Source organism: Pseudocolwellia sp. AS88, assembly GCF_030551755.1.
Lineage (GTDB): Bacteria > Pseudomonadota > Gammaproteobacteria > Enterobacterales > Alteromonadaceae > Pseudocolwellia.
The window spans coordinates 1-19182 of sequence record NZ_JAUPEC010000029.1 but is presented as its reverse complement, the minus strand read 5'-3'; the positions used below and the strand labels follow the sequence as shown (position 1 = coordinate 19182).

The window sequence follows — 19182 nt, the reverse complement described above, 5'->3', positions numbered from 1 at the left end:
CTTCTTATTTACATAAAAGAGTAGGGGGGGCTGAAACTTAAGGATTAGGTATATGAAATTAAACGTACTAAAAGTTTATGGTTAGTACGTTTAAGTATGCAGTTTAAGTGGTAGTTAATATGACCGCTATTTTGGCCGAACTTTATTCATAAGCTTTTGTATATTAACAATAGAAGACGTTTTCCATATTTCATTTAAATCAATAGGGAGTTTTTGACGCCAGTTGGGATGCTCACCTATTGTGCCAGGAATATTTACTTGCTCAATCAGCTCTAAACCATCCTCTAATGGGATTAATTGTATATGGCTTGGTGAAACTGCTATATATTTTTGAACAGCAATATTAAGATCTGAATTTGTTATTTCCAATGTTTCATCACTCACATCATCGTTAGATAAAGTACCAACATCTTTTAATGCTGAGATTAGAAAGTGACGATCTTTTATTCGATCTTTCTGTTCTTGCTCTTTTAATTGGTCATTTGGATATAAATTTAATTCTCTACGCCATGTCAAATCTCGGCTTGTCCACCAACCCACTAATGTAGGTACATCGTGTGTTGAAACAGTGGCTATTGATTGACTTGGATATAACTCCGGGCGTTTGAATAAACCTGTTTCCCACCAACGTTCAAAATATAAAACTTTATAAGAAAGTAGTCCTGATTTAGCAATAATGTCACTAAAGCCTTCAGGAACAGTACCAAGGTCTTCTCCAATAACTACACAACGTGACCGACGAGATTCTAATGCGATAATATTTAAAATGTCATCAAGGGGGAATGTAATATAAATACCTTCATGAGCTCCCATTCCAGGTGCAACCCAATACTGACGCAGCAAACCTAAAATATGATCTATTCGTAAAGCACCAGCATACTTCATATTGCAACGCAGCGCTTTTATTAAAGGAAGATAACCTTGCTCTTTTAAAGTAACAGGGTTCATTGGAGTTAAGCCCCAGTTTTGACCTAAAGTATTCATCGCATCAGGTGGTGCTCCTACTGAAGCTCCTGATACATAAACCTCTTGATTCGACCAAACATCAACACCAGAACCATCGCATCCAACCGCTAAATCTAAATATAAACCTAATGGCATATTGTGTGTTTTGGTTAAAATAGCTGCTTTTGTTAATTGTTCATGAGCTAACCATTGTAAATACATAAAGTATTGAATACGTTTATCGTGAGACTTTTGGAAAATTTTAATTTGTTCTGTATTTGGTGATTGATACTCTTCTGGCCATAATTTCCAATCATAAATAGAAGCATCAATATTTCTGAAATGTTCATATAAGGCTTCAAATGTTGCTAATGTATATAAGTCTTCACCTTGTTCTTCAATAAAACGAGTGAAACTTTGGCTATGTTCGTCTTTATTTTCGAAACCACCAGTTGACATGAAATCGTCAAAAAGTATTTCTAATAATTCATACTTCAAGCTAGCTACAGCAGCATAATTAACTAAATCCTCAGCTCTAGTTAAAGCTAACTTTGATTGATAATCTGCACTGTTAAATGTATCGCTAGCCTTTTGGCAGCTTAAAAAATTATGAGTAGCGCGAACATCTATATAAAGTACATTAAGAAAACAGCGACTAGTGGGGGAATATGGGCTAATGTGCTCAGGATTATTCTGATACAAAGGATGTAATGGATTAAGCCCAACAGTTGAAGCACCTTGTTTAGCTGTATTGATTATAATGTTACTTAAATCACCAAAATCCCCCATTCCAAAGTTTTCATCACTACGTATTGAATACAGTTGAGCTGTGTATCCCCATACTTTTTTACTATGCGCTTCTTCAGCACTGAAACAGGTCGCTGGCGTTATAACTAAGTGACAATGAGAATAAAGGTTGCCAATAGTTACAGATACTTGGTGATAACCTTCTTGCAATTCAGGAAGTGGGAGTTGGTATTGACTAAATATTTTATCGTGTAGTTTTGTTGTTTCAATTAATTTTAAATTAGTAAGATCAACACTCGTTTCAATAACATCATTTTGCTCAGTATTAATAATAAATTTTATCGACTTTATATTATCTGAATGAGCTAAGCTGATCGGCACATAATAATTTGGATTAGTATTTTTTATAATGTGGGTGGCAGGTAAAATGTTACGCCATTTTTTTTCTTCTAGAATTGTTATTTGTTCAACCAAGACTTCTTCATTACTTAAGTCGTACCCCATAGCATTAAGTAGAGCTTCAAGTGCTTCTTGCTTGGGAGTTTGTTCAATGCCAAAACTATTTACATAGCTTCGATGAAACCCAACAAGTTCAGCTAATTTTTCTATAGATGGTGAGGTTCTATTCATACTTACTCTCTATTCAGGGTAAAGTTCAGGGATAAAACAATAATTTGTTGATGAAAAAACAATACATCTTGAAGCTAACGTTACAAGAGCCCCCTAGACAAAAGAGCATTGGCGTGTGCCTTCATTTATAACATACTCTTACTAACGTTTTGTACTGTAAAATACAAAATTATGTGATTATTTCTTTTAATATAGTCATATATTTTGTTCTTTGCTTAAGCAACGTTATATAAAGTGTATCTGTAAATTTTATGTTTGAATATTGATCCAATTAGAATGTTATGAAGAGTTTCATATTACCTTGTTTTCGTGAATTAGGTAGCCATATATCTATAGAGTAAAGTACTTAACACTTTCAACCTATAAAGGATTTCTTTATGAATAAAACAGTTGTAATTACAGGGGCTAACCGAGGAATTGGTTTAGCTATGGCTAAGATTTTCAAGTCAGAAGGGTATAATGTCTATGGAATTTGCAGAAATACTTCAACAGAGCTAGAACAATTAGGCATTAATGTTGTGAATGATGTTGATGTAGCAACATCTGCTGGTATTGCTAATATGAAAAAGGCATTAACTGGTGTATTTATCGATGTACTTATTTGTAATGCTGGAATTCTACGTGATGAAAGCCTGTCAGACTTGAATTTAGATACCATAAGAGAGCAGTTTGAAGTAAATGCTATAGCACCGCTTAATATTGTTGATACCTTGCAAAGCAATTTAGTTGAAGGTAGTAAGGTTGCAATGATAACTTCTAGAATGGGATCTATTGCTGATAATGGTTCTGGTGGTCGTTATGGTTATCGTATGTCTAAAGCTGCATTAAATGCAGCTGCTATGTCATTAAGTAAAGATTTATATTCTCAAGGTGTTTCTGTTGGTATTTATCATCCAGGTTATGTTCAAACGGATATGGTAAATAATAGTGGTGATATTTCAGCGAATGAAGCCGCAAGCCGAATTATAGGTTTAATCGATAGCTTATCATTAGAGGAAACAGGTGTTTTTAAACACTCAAATGGTGAATTACTTCCATGGTAGAAGATTTCTTTCATAAAGACGCTAATGAAAGACTTCATAAGCCTGTGAATGAAAGATCGAGTGCAAACCAACAACATATTAAAATATGGAAGACGGTGCAGGCGATCCCTTATGGTAATGTGGCTTGTTATGGGCAAGTTGCTGATTTGGCCGGCTTGCCAGGACGAGCTCGACTTGTAGGGAAAGCTTTAGGTAAAGTTCCTGAAGGTGGCTGGAATAACCAAGCGGTACCTTGGCATAGAGTGATTAACTCTCAAGGGAAAATATCATTTCCCGCTGGCAGCGATGCTTTTATTCGACAAAAAGGCTTACTGCAAGATGAGCAAGTTGTTGTTATGGGCAGTAGAGTTAAACTTGCTGATTTTCAATGGACTCCTGATTTAGCTGAACTACTGTTTAAACTGGAGTTTTAGTTATTTTTATTTCGCTATTTTTTAAGTTTTTTATAAGGTTTTAGATGATTGATTTACCGCAAGGCATACATGTTTCGGGCAAAGGGCCTACGGTTATTTTGTTGCATAGCTCGTTAAGTAGTTCAAAGCAATGGGTAACCTTAGTACAACACTTAAAAAACGACTTTACTGTGATTAATGTTGATATTTTAGGTTATGGCTCGGTTGGAGATAAAGAAACACTTAGTTCTCTTGAAAACTACAGAGCATCTATTGAAGTAGAACGTATTCAGCAAGCATTGCAGCATTTACATGTTGAGGATCAGCCTTATCATATTGTTGGTCACTCTTTTGGTGGAGCTTTAGGTTTGAAATTAGCTGTAGAAGCGCCTGAAAAAGTACTCTCTTTATCTTTATATGAACCGGTAGCCTTTCATTTGATAGAGGAAGGTAGTGAAATTAAAGAGGTTTTGAACGATTTATTTAAAAGAGTTAGTGTTGACGACTTATTTATTGCTGCCGAAGAGTTTATGGATTATTGGAACATAAAAGGCTTTTTTAAAAGTTTACCTTCTCGTGTGCAACAGGGAGCAGCCCATGAGATGAATAAGGTGAACTTAGATTCTATCGCATTAATCTCTGAGACTTATGGTAAAGATGAAATAAATAAGATCACAGCGCCTGCCATGATTATGACAGGTAGCCAAAGCCCTACATTAAGCAAAGTCTTAGCCGATATTATTGTGAATGCATTAGATGATGTTACACAAGAAGTCTTTGAGGCAGGGCACATGGGGGTTATTTCTCATGCGCCTATAGTTCAATCTAAGATAGCTGAGTTTATTAGAACTCATCATACCGACGTTTTGTAAAGCAAAAAAAAGCCCAGCTATAAAGCTGGGCAAAAAACATAAGGGGGAAACATGATGTTAAATATTAAGAGGCATTTTCCTCCGTATTATCAACTACACGTTTTTGTACCTGGCTTTTACCATTAATAGCTATTTTTCTAGGTTTGAGTGCTTCAGGTATTTCTCTTTCTAAATCTATGTGTAAAAGTCCATGCTCCATAGCAGCACCAATAACTTTTACATGGTCTCCAAGTTGAAATTTTCGTTCGAAATTTCGTTCAGCAATACCTTGATGTAAAAACTTACGTTCAATTTTATTTGCTTCAGGTATTTTTGTTCCTGTAACAATCAATGTATTTTCTTTAGACTCAATATCTAATTCGTCTTCAGCAAAACCAGCAATTGCCATGGTTATTCTGTATTTGTCTTCTTCGAGAAGTTCAACGTTATAAGGGGGATAAGACGATTGTTTATCAGCTCTAGAAGCTTTGTCTATTAAACCAGCTAAGTGGTCAAAACCAATAAATGAACGGTAAAGTGGGCTGAAATCTGTAGATGTACGCATAATATTCATATCCTATATTTAGTTAGCAATATGCTGTATTCGTTAAATAAACTATTTTGTTAAAATCTATAAAGTTAAAGCCAATAAATATTGCGAATTAACGATTCAAAAATAATTTAATCTTCGAATTATTGTGCCTTTCAAAATGAACAGGCGGTTAATGTAGACCCTATCGGCGACTACACTATAAGAGATGGGATTGATGTGTTATTTTTCAAGAAAAAAACCAAATAAATTTTAAATATTATTTGGTTTTTATTTTATCTTATTGATATTTAATGTTTATTTTTTTGTGAGAACTCGGTGTTTTTATAGTTATTCAGAGGTTTGGCTACTTAACAATGTAATCTTTTCTAATGCAGTTTCATAATTTGGGGGGGTTGAAATGTTGGCTACCAACTCTTTATATACAACTTTTTGTTCGGGGTTAATAATAAAAATAGCACGGGTTAATAACCCCATATCTTTTATTAGTAATCCATACTTAGCACCAAAATCTCGCCATACTGAGTCAGACAATATTTGAATGTTATTAATGTTTTCAGTGTTACAAAAACGCTTTTGAGCAAAAGGTAAGTCATTACTTATTGTTATAAATACAGTTTTATCAGATAGACTTGCTACTTTTTCGTTGAAGGTTTTTGTTTGAGCAGAGCAGACCCCTGTATCTAAACTTGGTACTACAGAAATCAAAACATTTTTACCTGAATAACGCTCAAAAGTTACTGGTGAGAAGTTTTCATCAACAACTTTAAAGTTTGGTGCTATGTCACCTACATTAATTTGTGTACCTAATAAAGTAACAAACTTACTACCTGCTTTAACTAAGCTGCTATTTTCAGGTAGGTTAGTGTCTTGAGCGTAAACTAAAGGTGAGGATGTTAATAGAATAAAGCTGATTAATGTAAATAATTTCATTGTATAATGGTGTAAAATGAATATAGTTTATGAGAGTTTACCGGATTTTTTTGTAAAAATATCAGCAGTCTTCGTTTTTATTATCTATTGTTAGTAAGAGACTTGTTATTTTAAAGTTTCCCGTTTTTATCTGTTTGAGTCAATTTAGGAAATAAGTGTGTATGTCAACTCCGTTATTAATATGTGACGATTCAAATATGGCGCGTAAGCAAGTCGCGCGATCTTTACCAGACGGCTGGGATGTCGATATTAGTTTTGCTACTAATGGTTTTGAAGGAATAGAAGCAATTAAAGCAGGTAAAGGCGATGTTTTACTCTTAGATTTAAATATGCCTGGAATGGATGGCTATGAAGTATTACAAGCTATTGTTGAACAAGATCTTCCCACTTTAGTTATTGTTATTTCTGGTGATATTCAACCTTCAGCACATAAAAGGGTAACAAGTTTAGGCGCTTTAGATTTTATTCGTAAACCGGTTAGTAAAGAAAAGCTAACCCAAATTCTTTCGGCTTATGGTATTTATACGGCTTCACAAGCTGATGAAAAACCTGAAGCTATTGTTGAAGCATTATCAGAAAAAATTGAATTACCTCCTGTTTCTGTAGCTCAACTAGATCAAAGTATACCGACCAAAAGAAATCAAATTGACTTTATTGAGTCTGATCTCAGAGATTGTTATCAAGAAATTGCTAATGTTGCTATGGGGCGAGCGGGCGATCTTCTGGCGCGTTTACTAGACGTATTTGTTGTATTACCTATTCCTAATGTTAATTTAATTGAAGTTAGTGAATTAAGTATGGCTTTATCGGCCGTAGAAGTGAATGAAAGTACTTCAGGTATTTGCCAAGGCTTTATTGGAGCAGGAATATCCGGTGAAGCGCTATTAATTCTTAATGATTCAAGCTTCAAAGATATTGCGACATTAATGAATTACAAACAGGAGTTAGATGAAAACTCTGAACTTGAATTGTTAATGGATATGGCGAACGTATTAATTGGAGCATGCTTAAGTGGTGTTTCAGAGCAACTTGATATGAATTTTAGCCAAGGACATCCTGTTGTCCTTGGGCAACATCGTAAAATTTCCGAATTAATTGCGACTAATTCTTCTCGCTGGCGACGTACTTTGGCCATTGAAATAAGCTACAACATAGAAAATTACCCGATAAAATGTGATTTATTATTATTATTCACAGAAGAATCGATGAAAACCCTGAACAATAAAATTTCTTACTTATTGGATTAAATATGTCGCTTGAAACTGAACAAATTAATGAATTACATTGGCTTATGGAAATGCTCCATACGATTGATGTTGGTTTAGTTGTCCTTGATCGCCAGTATAAAATTCAGATCTGGAATGGTTTTATGGAAAACCACAGTGGCTTGTTACCTAGAGAAGTAAAAGATAAAGAGATTTTTTCATTATTTGAAGAAATTCCAAAGGATTGGTTTAAGCGTAAAGCTGAGTCTGTTTTTATGCTTAAAAACAAAGCCTTTACTATTTGGGAACAAAGACCTTATTTATTTAAATTTCAAAATTATAGACCAATCACAGGTTCTGCTGATTATATGTATCAGAATACGACATTCATTCCTTTAATGTCGGCAACAGGCTTAGTGACGCATCTATGTTTACTGATTTATGATGTAACAGATAATGCCATTAACAAACAAGAACTTGAGAAGCTAAATGGTGAATTAGGTATTTTAAGCCAAACCGACGGTTTAACTAAGCTCTTTAATAGAAGTCATTGGGAAAGCTGTTTACAAGCTGAGTTTAAGCGTTGGACACGTAGTCAGAGTGCGAGCAGCTTAGTGATTTTAGATATTGATCACTTTAAAAATGTTAATGACACATATGGACATACTGTAGGTGATAATGTGATACGACATCTTTCATCATTAATCAAACAGCATGTAAGAGAAACTGATATTTCAGGTCGTTATGGCGGTGAAGAGTTTGTTATTTTACTTGCAGACACACCTTTAGAAAATGCTCAAATATTTGCTGAAAGGTTACGTAAAGAAGTTGCACAATCTATTGTTAAACATAATGATATTGATTTATCTTATACCATCAGTTTAGGTATTGCAGAAATTGATCCATCAATTAAAACTTATGAAGAGTGGATCGAACATGCTGATGCCGCTTTATATTGCTCTAAAGAAAGTGGACGAAATAAAGTAAGCGTGCACTCCAAAGTTTAATTGCAATGAATTAAAGTTTGTAATAAACAGCTAAAAAAACCTTATATTTAAATAATATAAGGTTTTTTATTTTGAGCGCCTAGTAAAATGGTGAACCAAGTAAATGATCAATGTTATTAAAGCAAACAGCCATTGAGTAAATTGCCCCCAGATAGAGAAAGGTGTTTCTCCTTCAACTAACATTATTTCAGTTCTAAGAACATCTTCAGTAAACTGTGGAATAACACTAATAACCTTACCTAAATGATCTACTGCTGCAGTTACACCATTGTTGGTTGCTCTAAGCAGTGGGCGTCCAAATTCAGCAGCTCTCATTCTTGCAATGTCTAAGTGTTGATGTGGTCCATGTGAGTCACCAAACCAAGAGTCATTACTTACAGTTAATAACATATTTGTTGTTGTTTGAAAGTTTGCTTTTAATTGCGCTGGAAAAGCAATTTCAAAGCAAATAAGCGGTAATATATGAATATCGTTCGCTATTAAATTTGGTTGAACATACTCACCAGAAGAGAATGATGATTGAGGCAGATTAAATAGAGGAGCTATAGGTTTTAACCATTCTTGAAAAGGCACAAATTCACCAATAGGCAATAAGTGATATTTAGAGTAGCGGTTACTCGCATTATATTCGTAGCTTCCTAATGGATCTGCTTGGTGTTTCTTACCTAAGGTAATTAAGCTATTAAAATACTCTTTGTTTGCAAAGTTATAATTTAAGATACCTGTAATAATTGTACTGTTTTGTATAGCGGCAGATTTATCCGCTAACTCTAAAAACTCTTGTGCTAAAGGTTCTACAGCCGTAATAGCAGATTCAGGCCAAATAATAATATCAGCATCATAATTTACACGTGTTAAATCTAAATATTTCAGCATGGTTGGCCATTCTTGATCTGGCTCCCACTTAATTTCTTGTTTAATATTGCCCTGTATTAATGCAACTTTTACTGTTTTATTGGTAGGGATAACCCATGATTTATCCTGTAAAACTGAACTAGTAGTGATTAACGAGAGTATGATTGTAAGTGACAATACTAGGTTCTTTCTTTGTATTAGTAGATGTATCGCAATGCACAAGAGTAATACAATTGAATTTAAGCCAAACTCTCCGGTGATCGGAATAAAACTCGCTAATGGGCTATCTATTTGTGTATAGCCTAAAGATAACCAAGGGAACCCTGTTAGAAACACACCACGTAAATATTCAGTGATCAGCCAAAATGACGAGAACAACCACAAATTAGCTTTTTTATTAGTAGATAACTTAGCTGATAGGTAAGTTGCCAAAGCGGGAAATAGTGCCAAATATAAGCACAGTAATACCATTAACAAAATTGATATTACAAGAGGCATACCTCCAAATTGATCTATAGCTACATGTACCCAGCTAATGCCGCTAGCGAACCAACCGAAACCAAAAATAAATCCATGCTTAGTTGCGTTTTTTACTGAACAATCTTTGAGAATAAAAAACCAAAGTGGGATGCTAATAAAAGGGAGCCACCATAAAGAAAATGGTGCATAAGCAAACACTAAACTAAGCCCAGCAATAAAGCTGAGCCAATTTTTAGGTGCTGATATAAGCTCTTTTGAAGATCTGATTAAGGTCGAAAACATGAATTTCCATATGATTATTGCTAATCAGTATTTTTTCCGTTTATTTCATGATCTTTAGGTGTCGTAACCTGAATTGTTTGAATACGACGAGTGTTTGCCGCAGTGATCTTAAATTCAAATTCATCAATTGTCACTGTTTCACCTTTTTTAGGCATGTGACCAAACTGATTAAGAATAATGCCGCTGATAGTATCTGCGTTTTCACCCGTAAAATTGGTGTTAAAGTATTGGTTAAAGTCATCTAACTCGGTAAGAGCTTTCACTTGATAAACTTGGCCAGCAAGGTGTTTTATATCTTCTTCAATAGCATCATCAGTTTCATCTTCAATTTCACCAACAATAAGCTCTAAAATATCTTCAATAGTAACGACACCTGATACGCCACCATATTCATCTACAACAACAGCCATGTGATAGCGTTGTGATCTAAATTCTTTTAATAAAGGTTCTACTTTTTTACTTTCAGGTACCATAATCGAAGGCCTAATAACCGTCGCTATAGTTGATTCATGGTCTTGAGGTTGAAAGGCATGAATTAACAAGTCTTTAGCCAGTAAAATACCTTCTATTTTATCAATGTCTTCATTAATAACTGGAAATCGAGAATGTCCTGATTCAATTATTTTAGGAATCGACTCTTCGAGAGAATCATTAATATCGAGTGTGATCATTTGTGATCTAGGTATCATGATATCTCGTACACGCATATCTGATACTTCCAGCACACCCTTGATCATTAACCTGGTTTCAGGTCGTATTAATTCACGATCTTCAGCGTCGTTAAGTACTTCAACTAACTCTTCTTTATTTTGCGGCTCCCCGGTAAATACTTGTGTTACTTTTGACCACAATGACTTATTTGAAGAACCGTTGCTAGAGTGGGGGTTGTCTTCGCCCATAGAGTTTTACTACATCCTATAATTAATGTTTTAAGTATGAAATTTATACTTCTTGGTAAGGATTGTCTATACCAAGAGTTGATAATAATTTTATTTCAAGTGATTCCATTTCAACGGCATCATCTTCTTCTATATGGTCGTAACCCAGCAAATGCAAGCACCCGTGAATAACTAAATGAGCCCAATGGTCGTGAATGTTTTTATTTTGTTCTATAGCTTCTTTATTAACTACGTCTGAACAAATAACAAGGTCGCCTAATAAGTTAATTTCTATACCTTCAGGTACTTCAAAAGGAAAAGACAAAACATTTGTTGGCTTATTTTTTCCGCGGTATTGATGATTTAACTCTTGGCTTTCTTGTGATTCCACTATACGAATAGTTAATTCAGGATCGTCTTTTTGAGTTGATAAGGCTGTTTCTGCCCATAGTTGTAATTGTTCTATTGAAGGGAGGTTATTATCTTCACAAGCAATTTGAACATCTAAAAGTACAGCCATTAGTTTTGTGCCTTGGCTCTATTTTCAGCGGCAATAGCATCTTTTTCTGCTTTCAAACGGTTCACTTTCTTGTCATGAGCATCGTAAGCTTCAACTATTCTTGCAACAACAGGGTGACGTACTACATCTTTTGAATCGAAGAAGTTGAAGCTAACACCAGGAATGTCTTCTAAAACTTCAATTGCATGGCGTAAACCAGACTTTTGACCACGAGGTAAATCTACTTGTGTAATGTCACCAGTAATAACAGCGCGAGCATTAAAGCCTATGCGAGTTAAGAACATTTTCATTTGTTCAACGGTCGTATTCTGACTTTCATCGAGAATTATAAAGGCGTCATTAAGTGTACGTCCACGCATGTAAGCAAGAGGAGCAACTTCAATTACGTTCCGCTCTATAAGCTTTTCAACCTTCTCGAAACCTAACATTTCAAATAAAGCGTCATAAAGTGGGCGTAAATAAGGGTCAACTTTTTGTGACAGATCGCCAGGTAGAAAACCTAATTTTTCACCCGCTTCAACAGCCGGGCGAGTAAGTAAAATACGTCTAACTTCTTGTCTTTCTAAAGCTTCTACAGCACAAGCTACAGCTAAGTAAGTTTTACCTGTACCCGCAACACCAACACCAAAGCTAATGTCGTTGGTAATAACATTATGAACGTAACTTTGTTGATTTTCATTACGTGGCTTGATCACACCACGTTTTGTTTTAATGGTAATTAGCTTATCAAAATTAACATCAAGGTTACTGCTAGTTGGTTCTTGTTCTAAGGCGTTAGAGCCAATAATCGCAAGGTGGACCATTTCATCAGTAATATCTTGTTGTTTATTTTTTACTGTGCTGGTTTCTACATACAAATCTTTTAATATGTTACTAACAGCTAAACAGTTACTTTCTTTACCTACAATTTTAACTTGATTACCTCGATAACTTATTTCAACACCTAAACGTCTTTCAAGGGTTTTTAAGTTATCGTCCATCGGTCCATATAATGAAGCCTGACGTGAATTATCTTCTGGTTCTAATGTTAATACGTGGTTGCTGTTTTTGCTCAAAGTAACTATCCAAAAATTTATGTGTATTATTTAGTTAAGGTGTAAAAGTGCCTACGCCAATCTCATTTGTGCTATTTACATCGGTATTTTGCTTAGCTTGCTGGTGATGGTTATTAGCAAGAATGTCTGCAGGAGAAAGCGCAATACGTAACCCCATGTCTTTTTCTTCTCTTACTAATTCACCGCGTAATGAGTTTGCATAAACATCTGTTACTTTAATATCAACGAATTGGCCAATAACATGATGAGGAGCTTCAAAATTTACAATTCGGTTGTTTTCAGTACGACCACGAAGCTCCATAGGATTTTTCTTCGAAGGACCTTCAACTAGAATACGCTGCTCAGTACCTAACATTTGACGTGCAATACGCAGTGCTTGGTTGCTGATAGTGTCTTGTAAATGTTGTAAACGATCTTTCTTGGTTTGATCTGATACATCATCAGGTAAATCAGCTGCTGGCGTACCTGGACGAGCGCTATAAATGAAGCTGAAGCTTAAATCAAAATCAATATCTTTAATTAATTTCATTGTCGCATTGAAGTCATCATCCGTCTCTCCAGGGAAACCAATAATAAAATCTGATGACATACAAATTTCAGGTCGTGCTTTTTTCAATTTACGTATTTGAGATTTGTATTCTAATGCTGTGTGGCCACGCTTCATTTGTACAAGGATTCTATCGCTACCGCTTTGAACAGGTAAATGCAGGTGACTCACTAATTCTGGTACGTCTTTGTATACTTCAATAATATCGTCAGTAAACTCGATAGGATGAGACGTGGTATAACGAATTCTATCAATACCATCTATTGTTGCGATTAAACGCAATAATTCTGAAAAACGACAAATGCTACCGTCATGAGATTCACCTCGGTAACCATTTACGTTTTGCCCTAATAAATTAACTTCACGAACACCTTGCTCAGCTAGTTGTGCAACTTCATATAATACGTCATCAAGTGGACGACTAACTTCTTCGCCACGAGTATAAGGTACCACACAGAAAGTACAATATTTACTACAACCTTCCATAATTGATACAAAAGCTGTCGCACCGTCAGCTTTAGGTTCTGGCAAACGGTCGAATTTTTCTATTTCAGGAAAACTCACATCAACAACAGGGCTTCTATCGCCTGTTACTTGTTGGATCATTTCAGGCAATCTATGTAATGTTTGCGGACCAAAAACCATATCAACATAAGGTGCTCTTTGGCGGATAGCATCACCTTCTTGTGAAGCTACACAACCACCAACACCAATAACCAAATCAGGATTTGTTGCTTTAAGGGTTTTCCAACGGCCAAGTTGATGAAATACTTTTTCTTGAGCTTTCTCACGTATTGAACAAGTATTTAATAAAATAACATCAGCGTCCTCAGCTTCGTCTGCTAACTCGTAACCATGAGTCGAATCTAGAAGTTCAGCCATTTTCTGCGAGTCATACTCGTTCATTTGGCAGCCCCATGTTTTGATGTAAAGCTTTTTACTCATTAATACTTGCCTAATATTCAATAGTGATTTTAAAAAAGGAGTCGTATTTTACTCTTTCTTTAGATGAGACGCTAGGGTTGTTGCTCTTTGAAGAGGAAAATTTGTTCAAACGAATTATGTTTTCAGCTAAAGGCTTGTAATGTGGCGTCATTTTATAGGGGAAAGGTAGCCGCTTTATTAGGTTAACTTCGGCTCTTGATAATCAATGTAACAATGATCAAGAAATATTCATCAAAGGTATACTGATGGTAAGTTGGCTACTGGAATTGTCTTTATCAAAAACATTGAATGAAGCATTATATTTGTTTGCAATTTGACGAATGTAATAAATAGATATATCGAAGTTAATCTTACTTTTAAATTTAGAAAAACCATTTTCATCATTCGTGATTGTTAACCACATCTTTTGTTTTACTTCTTGTAAGTTAATTTCGAAGTTTCTTCCACTACCATTAATAATGGTTGAGATAATGGTTTCATAGATTATTTTATATATATCTGCTTCCATTTCTGAGCTGAGTTTAGTTTCTAAAGTCTCAATATGTAATTTGATGTTTGCATGATACTTTTGATGCACAAAGTTAACAAAATAGGGAAGTGCAACTTCTAAAGATCTACCTCGGTTAGTTATAGGTTCTAAGATGTTTTCGTTTTGTACTAAAGAATCTATACATTGATTAATAATTTTAGACACTAGATACAAATTTTCTTTGGGTAAGTCTTCCAAGTTATAAAGCAAACCTTTAGCTTTTAATAAGTTACGTTCTACATTAAAAGTGACTTTTCCATGGCTGCGAATATCATCTGATAATATAGTATGTATATGTTTTATCGAGCGATACCTTAAATAAAGTAACCAAATAACAGCAATGAAAATAAAGCTGATGCTGAAAATATAAAGTACTTTCATTTGAGGTGTTAAATACCAAGGGTAAGCAACATTTATTTCAGTAAAAGCTAATATATCACTCCATTGCCCTAAGCTATTTGTTCCTTTGATGGCTAGTTTATATGTACCTGACTCTAAACCCGTTAAAGTTAATTGGTTACCATAGATATTTTGCCATTCGCCACTATTTATTTGGTATTTAAACTTTTTATCTTTCCCTGGGCGAAAATCTAAACTTGCTAAATTAAGAGAGATAACATCATTTTCAGATCCTACTCTAATCTCATTCTTTAATAGTTGTGTGTTGCCCGATACTGTTACTTGGCTAATAACTATTTTGGAATTATATTTTTCTACTTCAGTAAGAGGGATTTCGAGTAGACCTGTGTAGTGAGGTACAAAGACTTTATTGTTATGCAGAACCGGAGCATCGGTAAAGTTATACTTTTCAGTATTTGGCATTAATGATATGGAATCATCATCGGTATTTATACGATATAATCCCTGTAAAGCAGGAGCCCAAACTTCATCACCAATAAGACTTATCATTGAAAAACTTACGCCTTCAGCTACCTGTGATAATACATCGCCATGAAAATTTAGAACATACATGCCATTACCTTTAGTCGCGGCATAAACTTTATTATTATGTGTAGCGAAGGAAATAACTTTACTTTTTACCGATAACTTTAATTGGCGATTAGTTTTTGTATACCGGTTATAAATCTCAATACCACCAGACGTTGCTAACCAAATATTGTTGTTATCTAAGGTTAAAATATCAATGATTTCTGGATTTTTAATACCTTGATTTGTGCTTATATGATCAATGATTCGCTGAGTTTTTAGATTATAAATATAAAAGCCATTACCATCTGTTGCTAAGTAGAGAAACTCTCCTTTTCTAGTGAGTTTTAATATAATTTGATTATTATCGATAAAGTCGACTTTTTTTACTGTATTGGTTGATTTCTTATATACCCACAAACCATCAAAAGCAGCAATATATAAAGCATCATCTATTACTAATAAATCCATAGTTCTTTTACCCCACGAGGTAAGTGATGGGTTAATTTTTTTTGAGAGGCTTTCACCATGAGTAAAAGCTTTATATATACCATCACCGTAAGTACCAATAACCAACTCATTATTAAATATTGTTATTTCATTAGCATTGTCAGCCACATTATAAATTTTCTGATGATTTTTAACGACAGAAGGAAATATTTTTTGTATGCCTTTATTACTGATAAGCCATAAAGTATTTGATTCTGCTTGAATCAAATCTCTTGGGATCATTGACTCTATTTTAGGGTAATTATGTGTGATGTTTATTAATGAAGGAATCGCTATTTTTGATATGACTCCTTCCTTACTTAAAAGAATAGCATGACCATCGTTTGATTTTGTACTAATAACATGTTTTTGAGTGTTGGGTATTTCATAACGGGAGCCATCATCACCTAGATACAAAATTACAGCGTCAGTAAGTACTAATAAGCCATCACCAATTGGAGTAATAGAAGATACTTTATTTTTAAGTAGCTGAGTAAAACTATCGTTTTCTAGCTTATACAATCCACTAAAGCCTGCTGTGTATAAATTATCTTTAGTGTTTTTTAAAGCAGAGGTTTTGATTTCATCGACTAAAAGTTTTGTTGTTTTATTTTTTTGCGAATATTCATAAATTTCACCTTTTGGGGTTTGTAAGTAATATTTACCTTTATAAATAACTGTTTTATCAGCAGAAATGCGATTCTGATTAACATTTAATTTGGTTGTTTTAGCTGTTCTAGGGTTAAGTCGCCATATTTCAAGTGTGCTTGTGGTAACTATAAAATCATCACCATCCTTAATAACATCATATATCCATGTATAAGGGATATTCCATTTTTCATTATTATTAGAAAAATGAATAAGATCAGTACCATCAAATCGAGCTAAACCACTTTGCCCAGAAAACCAGATATAATTATTTTCATCTTCAATGACGCCACTAACTTTAAGATAATTTAAAATTGATTCATTAGACTCTGCTTGAGCAGTGTTATGAATAAAGGAACTTAGAAATATAATAAGCGGCATTAGAACTAGCCACTTATTAAATATAGACTTAAACGATTGCAAGTGGTGAGGTATTGATATGATCTTTTCTACCACAAGGAGCATAAACTCGAGGCATTTCGTTTTCATTAATAGGCTTTTGCACCAATAAATATGATGGTTTTCTTGGGTCTGTTGGGAGATCCCTATTTGCCCATGCTTGTCGTATTTTTTCAGCGTGCTCTTTGCCATACTTTGTTTCAAATCCTGCTGCGAGCATTTCAACGCCAAAATCATCCATAATCATCATTGTAGTGTTATGGTAGCCACTTGTAGAGTTAAAATCTATATCTACCGTTAATATTTTATTGTTAGGTAGAACTAGGTCTGCTCGTAAGTTAGCAATTACTGCACGGTCTTCATGAGCTTTTAAATCTGACGTATTAGGTTTTGCGGTTAGATCAAACGTTAAATTAATGTCTTCTGCTATTTGTAATTTCTCATCTAAATGACTCATTTCTATTCCTTTGGGAGTAATATTAATTATTATGGGGTAATTGCATATTTGTAATTATCTATACCTTTAAAAAGTATATGAAAATTAAAATGAAATACTACCTATTTCAACTATCTATAGCCAATAGTCTGGGATTTTATTTAATCATCGTATAAATCTGTAAGGTTAGTTAAAATGAGTTTATTAAAAGACTGAAGATTTTAAATATGAAAAATTTTGATTGTGTAGTGATTGGTGGTGGAATGATTGGTGCGGCATCTGCTGTAGCTTTAGCAAATTTAGGGTTGAAAATTGCTCTTGTTGAATTATCTCCTTGTCATGAGTTTTCTGCTCAATCTTCTTTTGATTTAAGAGTGTCAGCCATTTCGGTAGCTACTCAACAACTACTTGAGCAACTTGATGCATGGCATTCTTTATCACAAAAAAGACTGTGTCCATACTCTAGATTAGGTGTATGGGAAACTGAACTTTCATATACAGAATTTGATGCTCAAAAAATTGAACAGCCAATTTTAGGACATATTGTTGAAAATAAGCTTATCCAGCTTTCCTTATGGGAGGTGGTATCAAGCAATAACAATATCACTACTTTTTGTCCAGATACGCTCAAAGCTTTTACACAAAATACAGAGCAAGTGATTGTTGAGTTGGAGAGTCAAACCATAACAGCCAAGCTTCTTGTTGCAGCCGATGGCGCTAATAGTAAAGTGAGAACATTAGCAAATATTGGTGTTACTGGCTGGGATTATAATCAATCAGCCATGTTAATAAATGTTGAAACACAATTACCTCAGCAAAATATTACTTGGCAGCAATTCTATGAAACAGGTCCCGTGGCTATGTTGCCTCTCAGCGGGGAAAGTGAATTAGGCGGTTATGCGTCTTTAGTTTGGTACCATCAAAAAAGTGAGATTAAACGTTTATCTTCTTTAAGTAATCATCAGCTTGAAGAGCAAATTATGGATAATTTCCCTACTCGTTTAGGGAAAATAAAGGTAATTGATAAAGGTGCATTTCCTCTTACTCGCAAACATGCCAATTCGTACCAAAAAGGTAGGGTTTTATTATTAGGTGATTCAGCTCATACCATTAACCCTATGGCAGGACAGGGAGTTAATATTGGTTTTAAAGATGTGAAGGCTCTACAGCAAATTGTTGCAAAAGCTATCGGTAATGGCGAGTCTTGGTCTGATATTCATGTACTTGCTCGTTATGAAAAGCAAAGAAGAAACGATAACTTAATGATGATGACAACAATGGATATGCTTTATAGCTCGTTTAGCCACCCATCCACTATCGTTAAAGTAGCACGTAATATTGGATTAATGTTAGCTAACCATTCAGGTGCTATTAAAAATAAAGCATTGGCTTATGCATGCGGTTTATAAATGCGAGATGTTTTAAGTTTTTAACATGAACAAACGGTGAAATTTTTTTGATTTACTAAGGAAAGTGATTTTCGAATGTGAATATATAGGAGAGAAAAAAGTCTTATATTAAATGGTACGGGGTGAGAGACTTGAACTCTCACATCTTGCGATACTGGAACCTAAATCCAGCGCGTCTACCAATTCCGCCAACCCCGCGCATAACATAATCTTTAGTATAAACGAGATTATTTTGAAACTTATAGATGTTGAGAAGTGGCAGGGGTAAGAGGATTTGAACCTCTGAATGACGGGATCAAAACCCGCTGCCTTACCGCTTGGCTATACCCCTGCAGAAAACTCAAATGTAAATTACAATGCTACTATTCTATATGACGGATTTTAATAAAAGAATCTTCAAAGAAAGTGGCAGGGGTAAGAGGATTTGAACCTCTGAATGACGGGATCAAAACCCGCTGCCTTACCGCTTGGCTATACCCC

Annotated in this window: 16 protein-coding genes and 2 tRNA genes; 6 read left to right on the top strand and 12 right to left on the bottom strand. The window is 34.6% G+C overall.

Features of this window, described 5'->3' with window-relative positions; translation table 11 throughout:
* Positions 1-126: 126 nt before the first annotated feature.
* Complete coding sequence (malQ, locus tag Q5N69_RS16310) at positions 127-2322, bottom strand: 4-alpha-glucanotransferase (RefSeq protein ID WP_304370147.1); 2196 nt, start codon at positions 2320-2322, stop codon at positions 127-129.
* Between the two features lie 377 nt (positions 2323-2699).
* On the opposite strand from malQ, the gene Q5N69_RS16305 reads away from it, so the two are divergent.
* The 3 genes from Q5N69_RS16305 to Q5N69_RS16295 are packed head-to-tail and all read left to right on the top strand — an operon-like array spanning position 2700 to position 4629.
* Complete coding sequence (locus tag Q5N69_RS16305) at positions 2700-3365, top strand: SDR family oxidoreductase (RefSeq protein ID WP_304370146.1); 666 nt, start codon at positions 2700-2702, stop codon at positions 3363-3365.
* Positions 3359-3778 carry an MGMT family protein gene (locus Q5N69_RS16300; protein ID WP_304370145.1) on the top strand — a complete coding sequence of 140 codons (420 nt, stop codon included), beginning with the start codon at positions 3359-3361 and terminating at the stop codon, positions 3776-3778. The genes Q5N69_RS16305 and Q5N69_RS16300 overlap by 7 nt, the downstream gene beginning before the upstream one ends.
* Before the next feature lie 44 nt (positions 3779-3822).
* Positions 3823-4629 (top strand): alpha/beta fold hydrolase, encoded by an 807-nt coding sequence (locus Q5N69_RS16295; protein ID WP_304370144.1) that lies wholly within the window; start codon positions 3823-3825, stop codon positions 4627-4629.
* Between the two features lie 64 nt (positions 4630-4693).
* Here Q5N69_RS16295 and Q5N69_RS16290 read toward each other — a convergent pair whose 3' ends face one another.
* Positions 4694-5173, bottom strand: coding sequence for an Hsp20 family protein (locus Q5N69_RS16290; protein WP_304370143.1), 480 nt, complete (start codon positions 5171-5173; stop codon positions 4694-4696).
* 315 nt (positions 5174-5488) lie between these two features.
* Positions 5489-6091, bottom strand: a complete 603-nt coding sequence (tpx, locus tag Q5N69_RS16285) for a thiol peroxidase (protein ID WP_304370142.1) — start codon at positions 6089-6091, stop codon at positions 5489-5491.
* 161 nt (positions 6092-6252) lie between these two features.
* On the opposite strand from tpx, the gene Q5N69_RS16280 reads away from it, so the two are divergent.
* Together Q5N69_RS16280 and Q5N69_RS16275 are read left to right on the top strand one after the other, a co-directional pair.
* A complete protein-coding gene (locus Q5N69_RS16280; protein WP_304370141.1) occupies positions 6253-7338 on the top strand; it encodes a response regulator in 1086 nt (361 codons plus the stop codon).
* Between the two features lie 2 nt (positions 7339-7340).
* The gene (locus Q5N69_RS16275) at positions 7341-8303 is read left to right on the top strand and encodes a diguanylate cyclase (RefSeq protein WP_304370140.1); all 963 of its coding nucleotides are present in this window, start codon (positions 7341-7343) and stop codon (positions 8301-8303) included.
* Between the two features lie 66 nt (positions 8304-8369).
* Here Q5N69_RS16275 and lnt read toward each other — a convergent pair whose 3' ends face one another.
* The 7 genes from lnt to Q5N69_RS16240 all read right to left on the bottom strand — a co-directional run bounded on the left by lnt (position 8370) and on the right by Q5N69_RS16240 (position 17314).
* Positions 8370-9920: an apolipoprotein N-acyltransferase gene (lnt, locus tag Q5N69_RS16270; protein ID WP_304370139.1), complete on the bottom strand. Its 1551-nt coding sequence runs from the start codon at positions 9918-9920 to the stop codon at positions 8370-8372.
* Positions 9921-9940: 20 nt separating this feature from the next.
* Positions 9941-10819, bottom strand: coding sequence for an HlyC/CorC family transporter (locus tag Q5N69_RS16265; RefSeq protein WP_304370138.1), 879 nt, complete (start codon positions 10817-10819; stop codon positions 9941-9943).
* 43 nt (positions 10820-10862) lie between these two features.
* Positions 10863-11318 carry an rRNA maturation RNase YbeY gene (ybeY, locus tag Q5N69_RS16260; RefSeq protein WP_304370137.1) on the bottom strand — a complete coding sequence of 152 codons (456 nt, stop codon included), beginning with the start codon at positions 11316-11318 and terminating at the stop codon, positions 10863-10865.
* Positions 11318-12298: a PhoH family protein gene (locus tag Q5N69_RS16255; protein ID WP_304370174.1), complete on the bottom strand. Its 981-nt coding sequence runs from the start codon at positions 12296-12298 to the stop codon at positions 11318-11320. Before Q5N69_RS16255 ends, ybeY begins: the two co-directional genes overlap by 1 nt.
* A 109-nt stretch (positions 12299-12407) precedes the next feature.
* Positions 12408-13865, bottom strand: coding sequence for a tRNA (N6-isopentenyl adenosine(37)-C2)-methylthiotransferase MiaB (gene miaB / locus Q5N69_RS16250; protein ID WP_304370136.1), 1458 nt, complete (start codon positions 13863-13865; stop codon positions 12408-12410).
* A 217-nt stretch (positions 13866-14082) separates the two neighbouring features.
* Positions 14083-16839, bottom strand: a complete 2757-nt coding sequence (locus Q5N69_RS16245; protein WP_304370135.1) for a triple tyrosine motif-containing protein — start codon at positions 16837-16839, stop codon at positions 14083-14085.
* Positions 16840-16867: 28 nt separating this feature from the next.
* Positions 16868-17314: a hypothetical protein gene (locus tag Q5N69_RS16240; RefSeq protein ID WP_304370134.1), complete on the bottom strand. Its 447-nt coding sequence runs from the start codon at positions 17312-17314 to the stop codon at positions 16868-16870.
* Positions 17315-17520: 206 nt separating this feature from the next.
* Between Q5N69_RS16240 and Q5N69_RS16235 the strand changes: the two genes are divergently transcribed.
* Positions 17521-18702 carry an FAD-dependent monooxygenase gene (locus Q5N69_RS16235; protein WP_304370133.1) on the top strand — a complete coding sequence of 394 codons (1182 nt, stop codon included), beginning with the start codon at positions 17521-17523 and terminating at the stop codon, positions 18700-18702.
* A gap of 113 nt (positions 18703-18815) precedes the next feature.
* Here the strand turns inward: Q5N69_RS16235 and Q5N69_RS16230 are convergent.
* Positions 18816-18900: transfer RNA gene (locus Q5N69_RS16230), tRNA-Leu, on the bottom strand.
* A gap of 58 nt (positions 18901-18958) precedes the next feature.
* Positions 18959-19033: transfer RNA gene (locus Q5N69_RS16225), tRNA-Gln, on the bottom strand.
* Between the last annotated feature and the right edge of the window lie 149 nt (positions 19034-19182).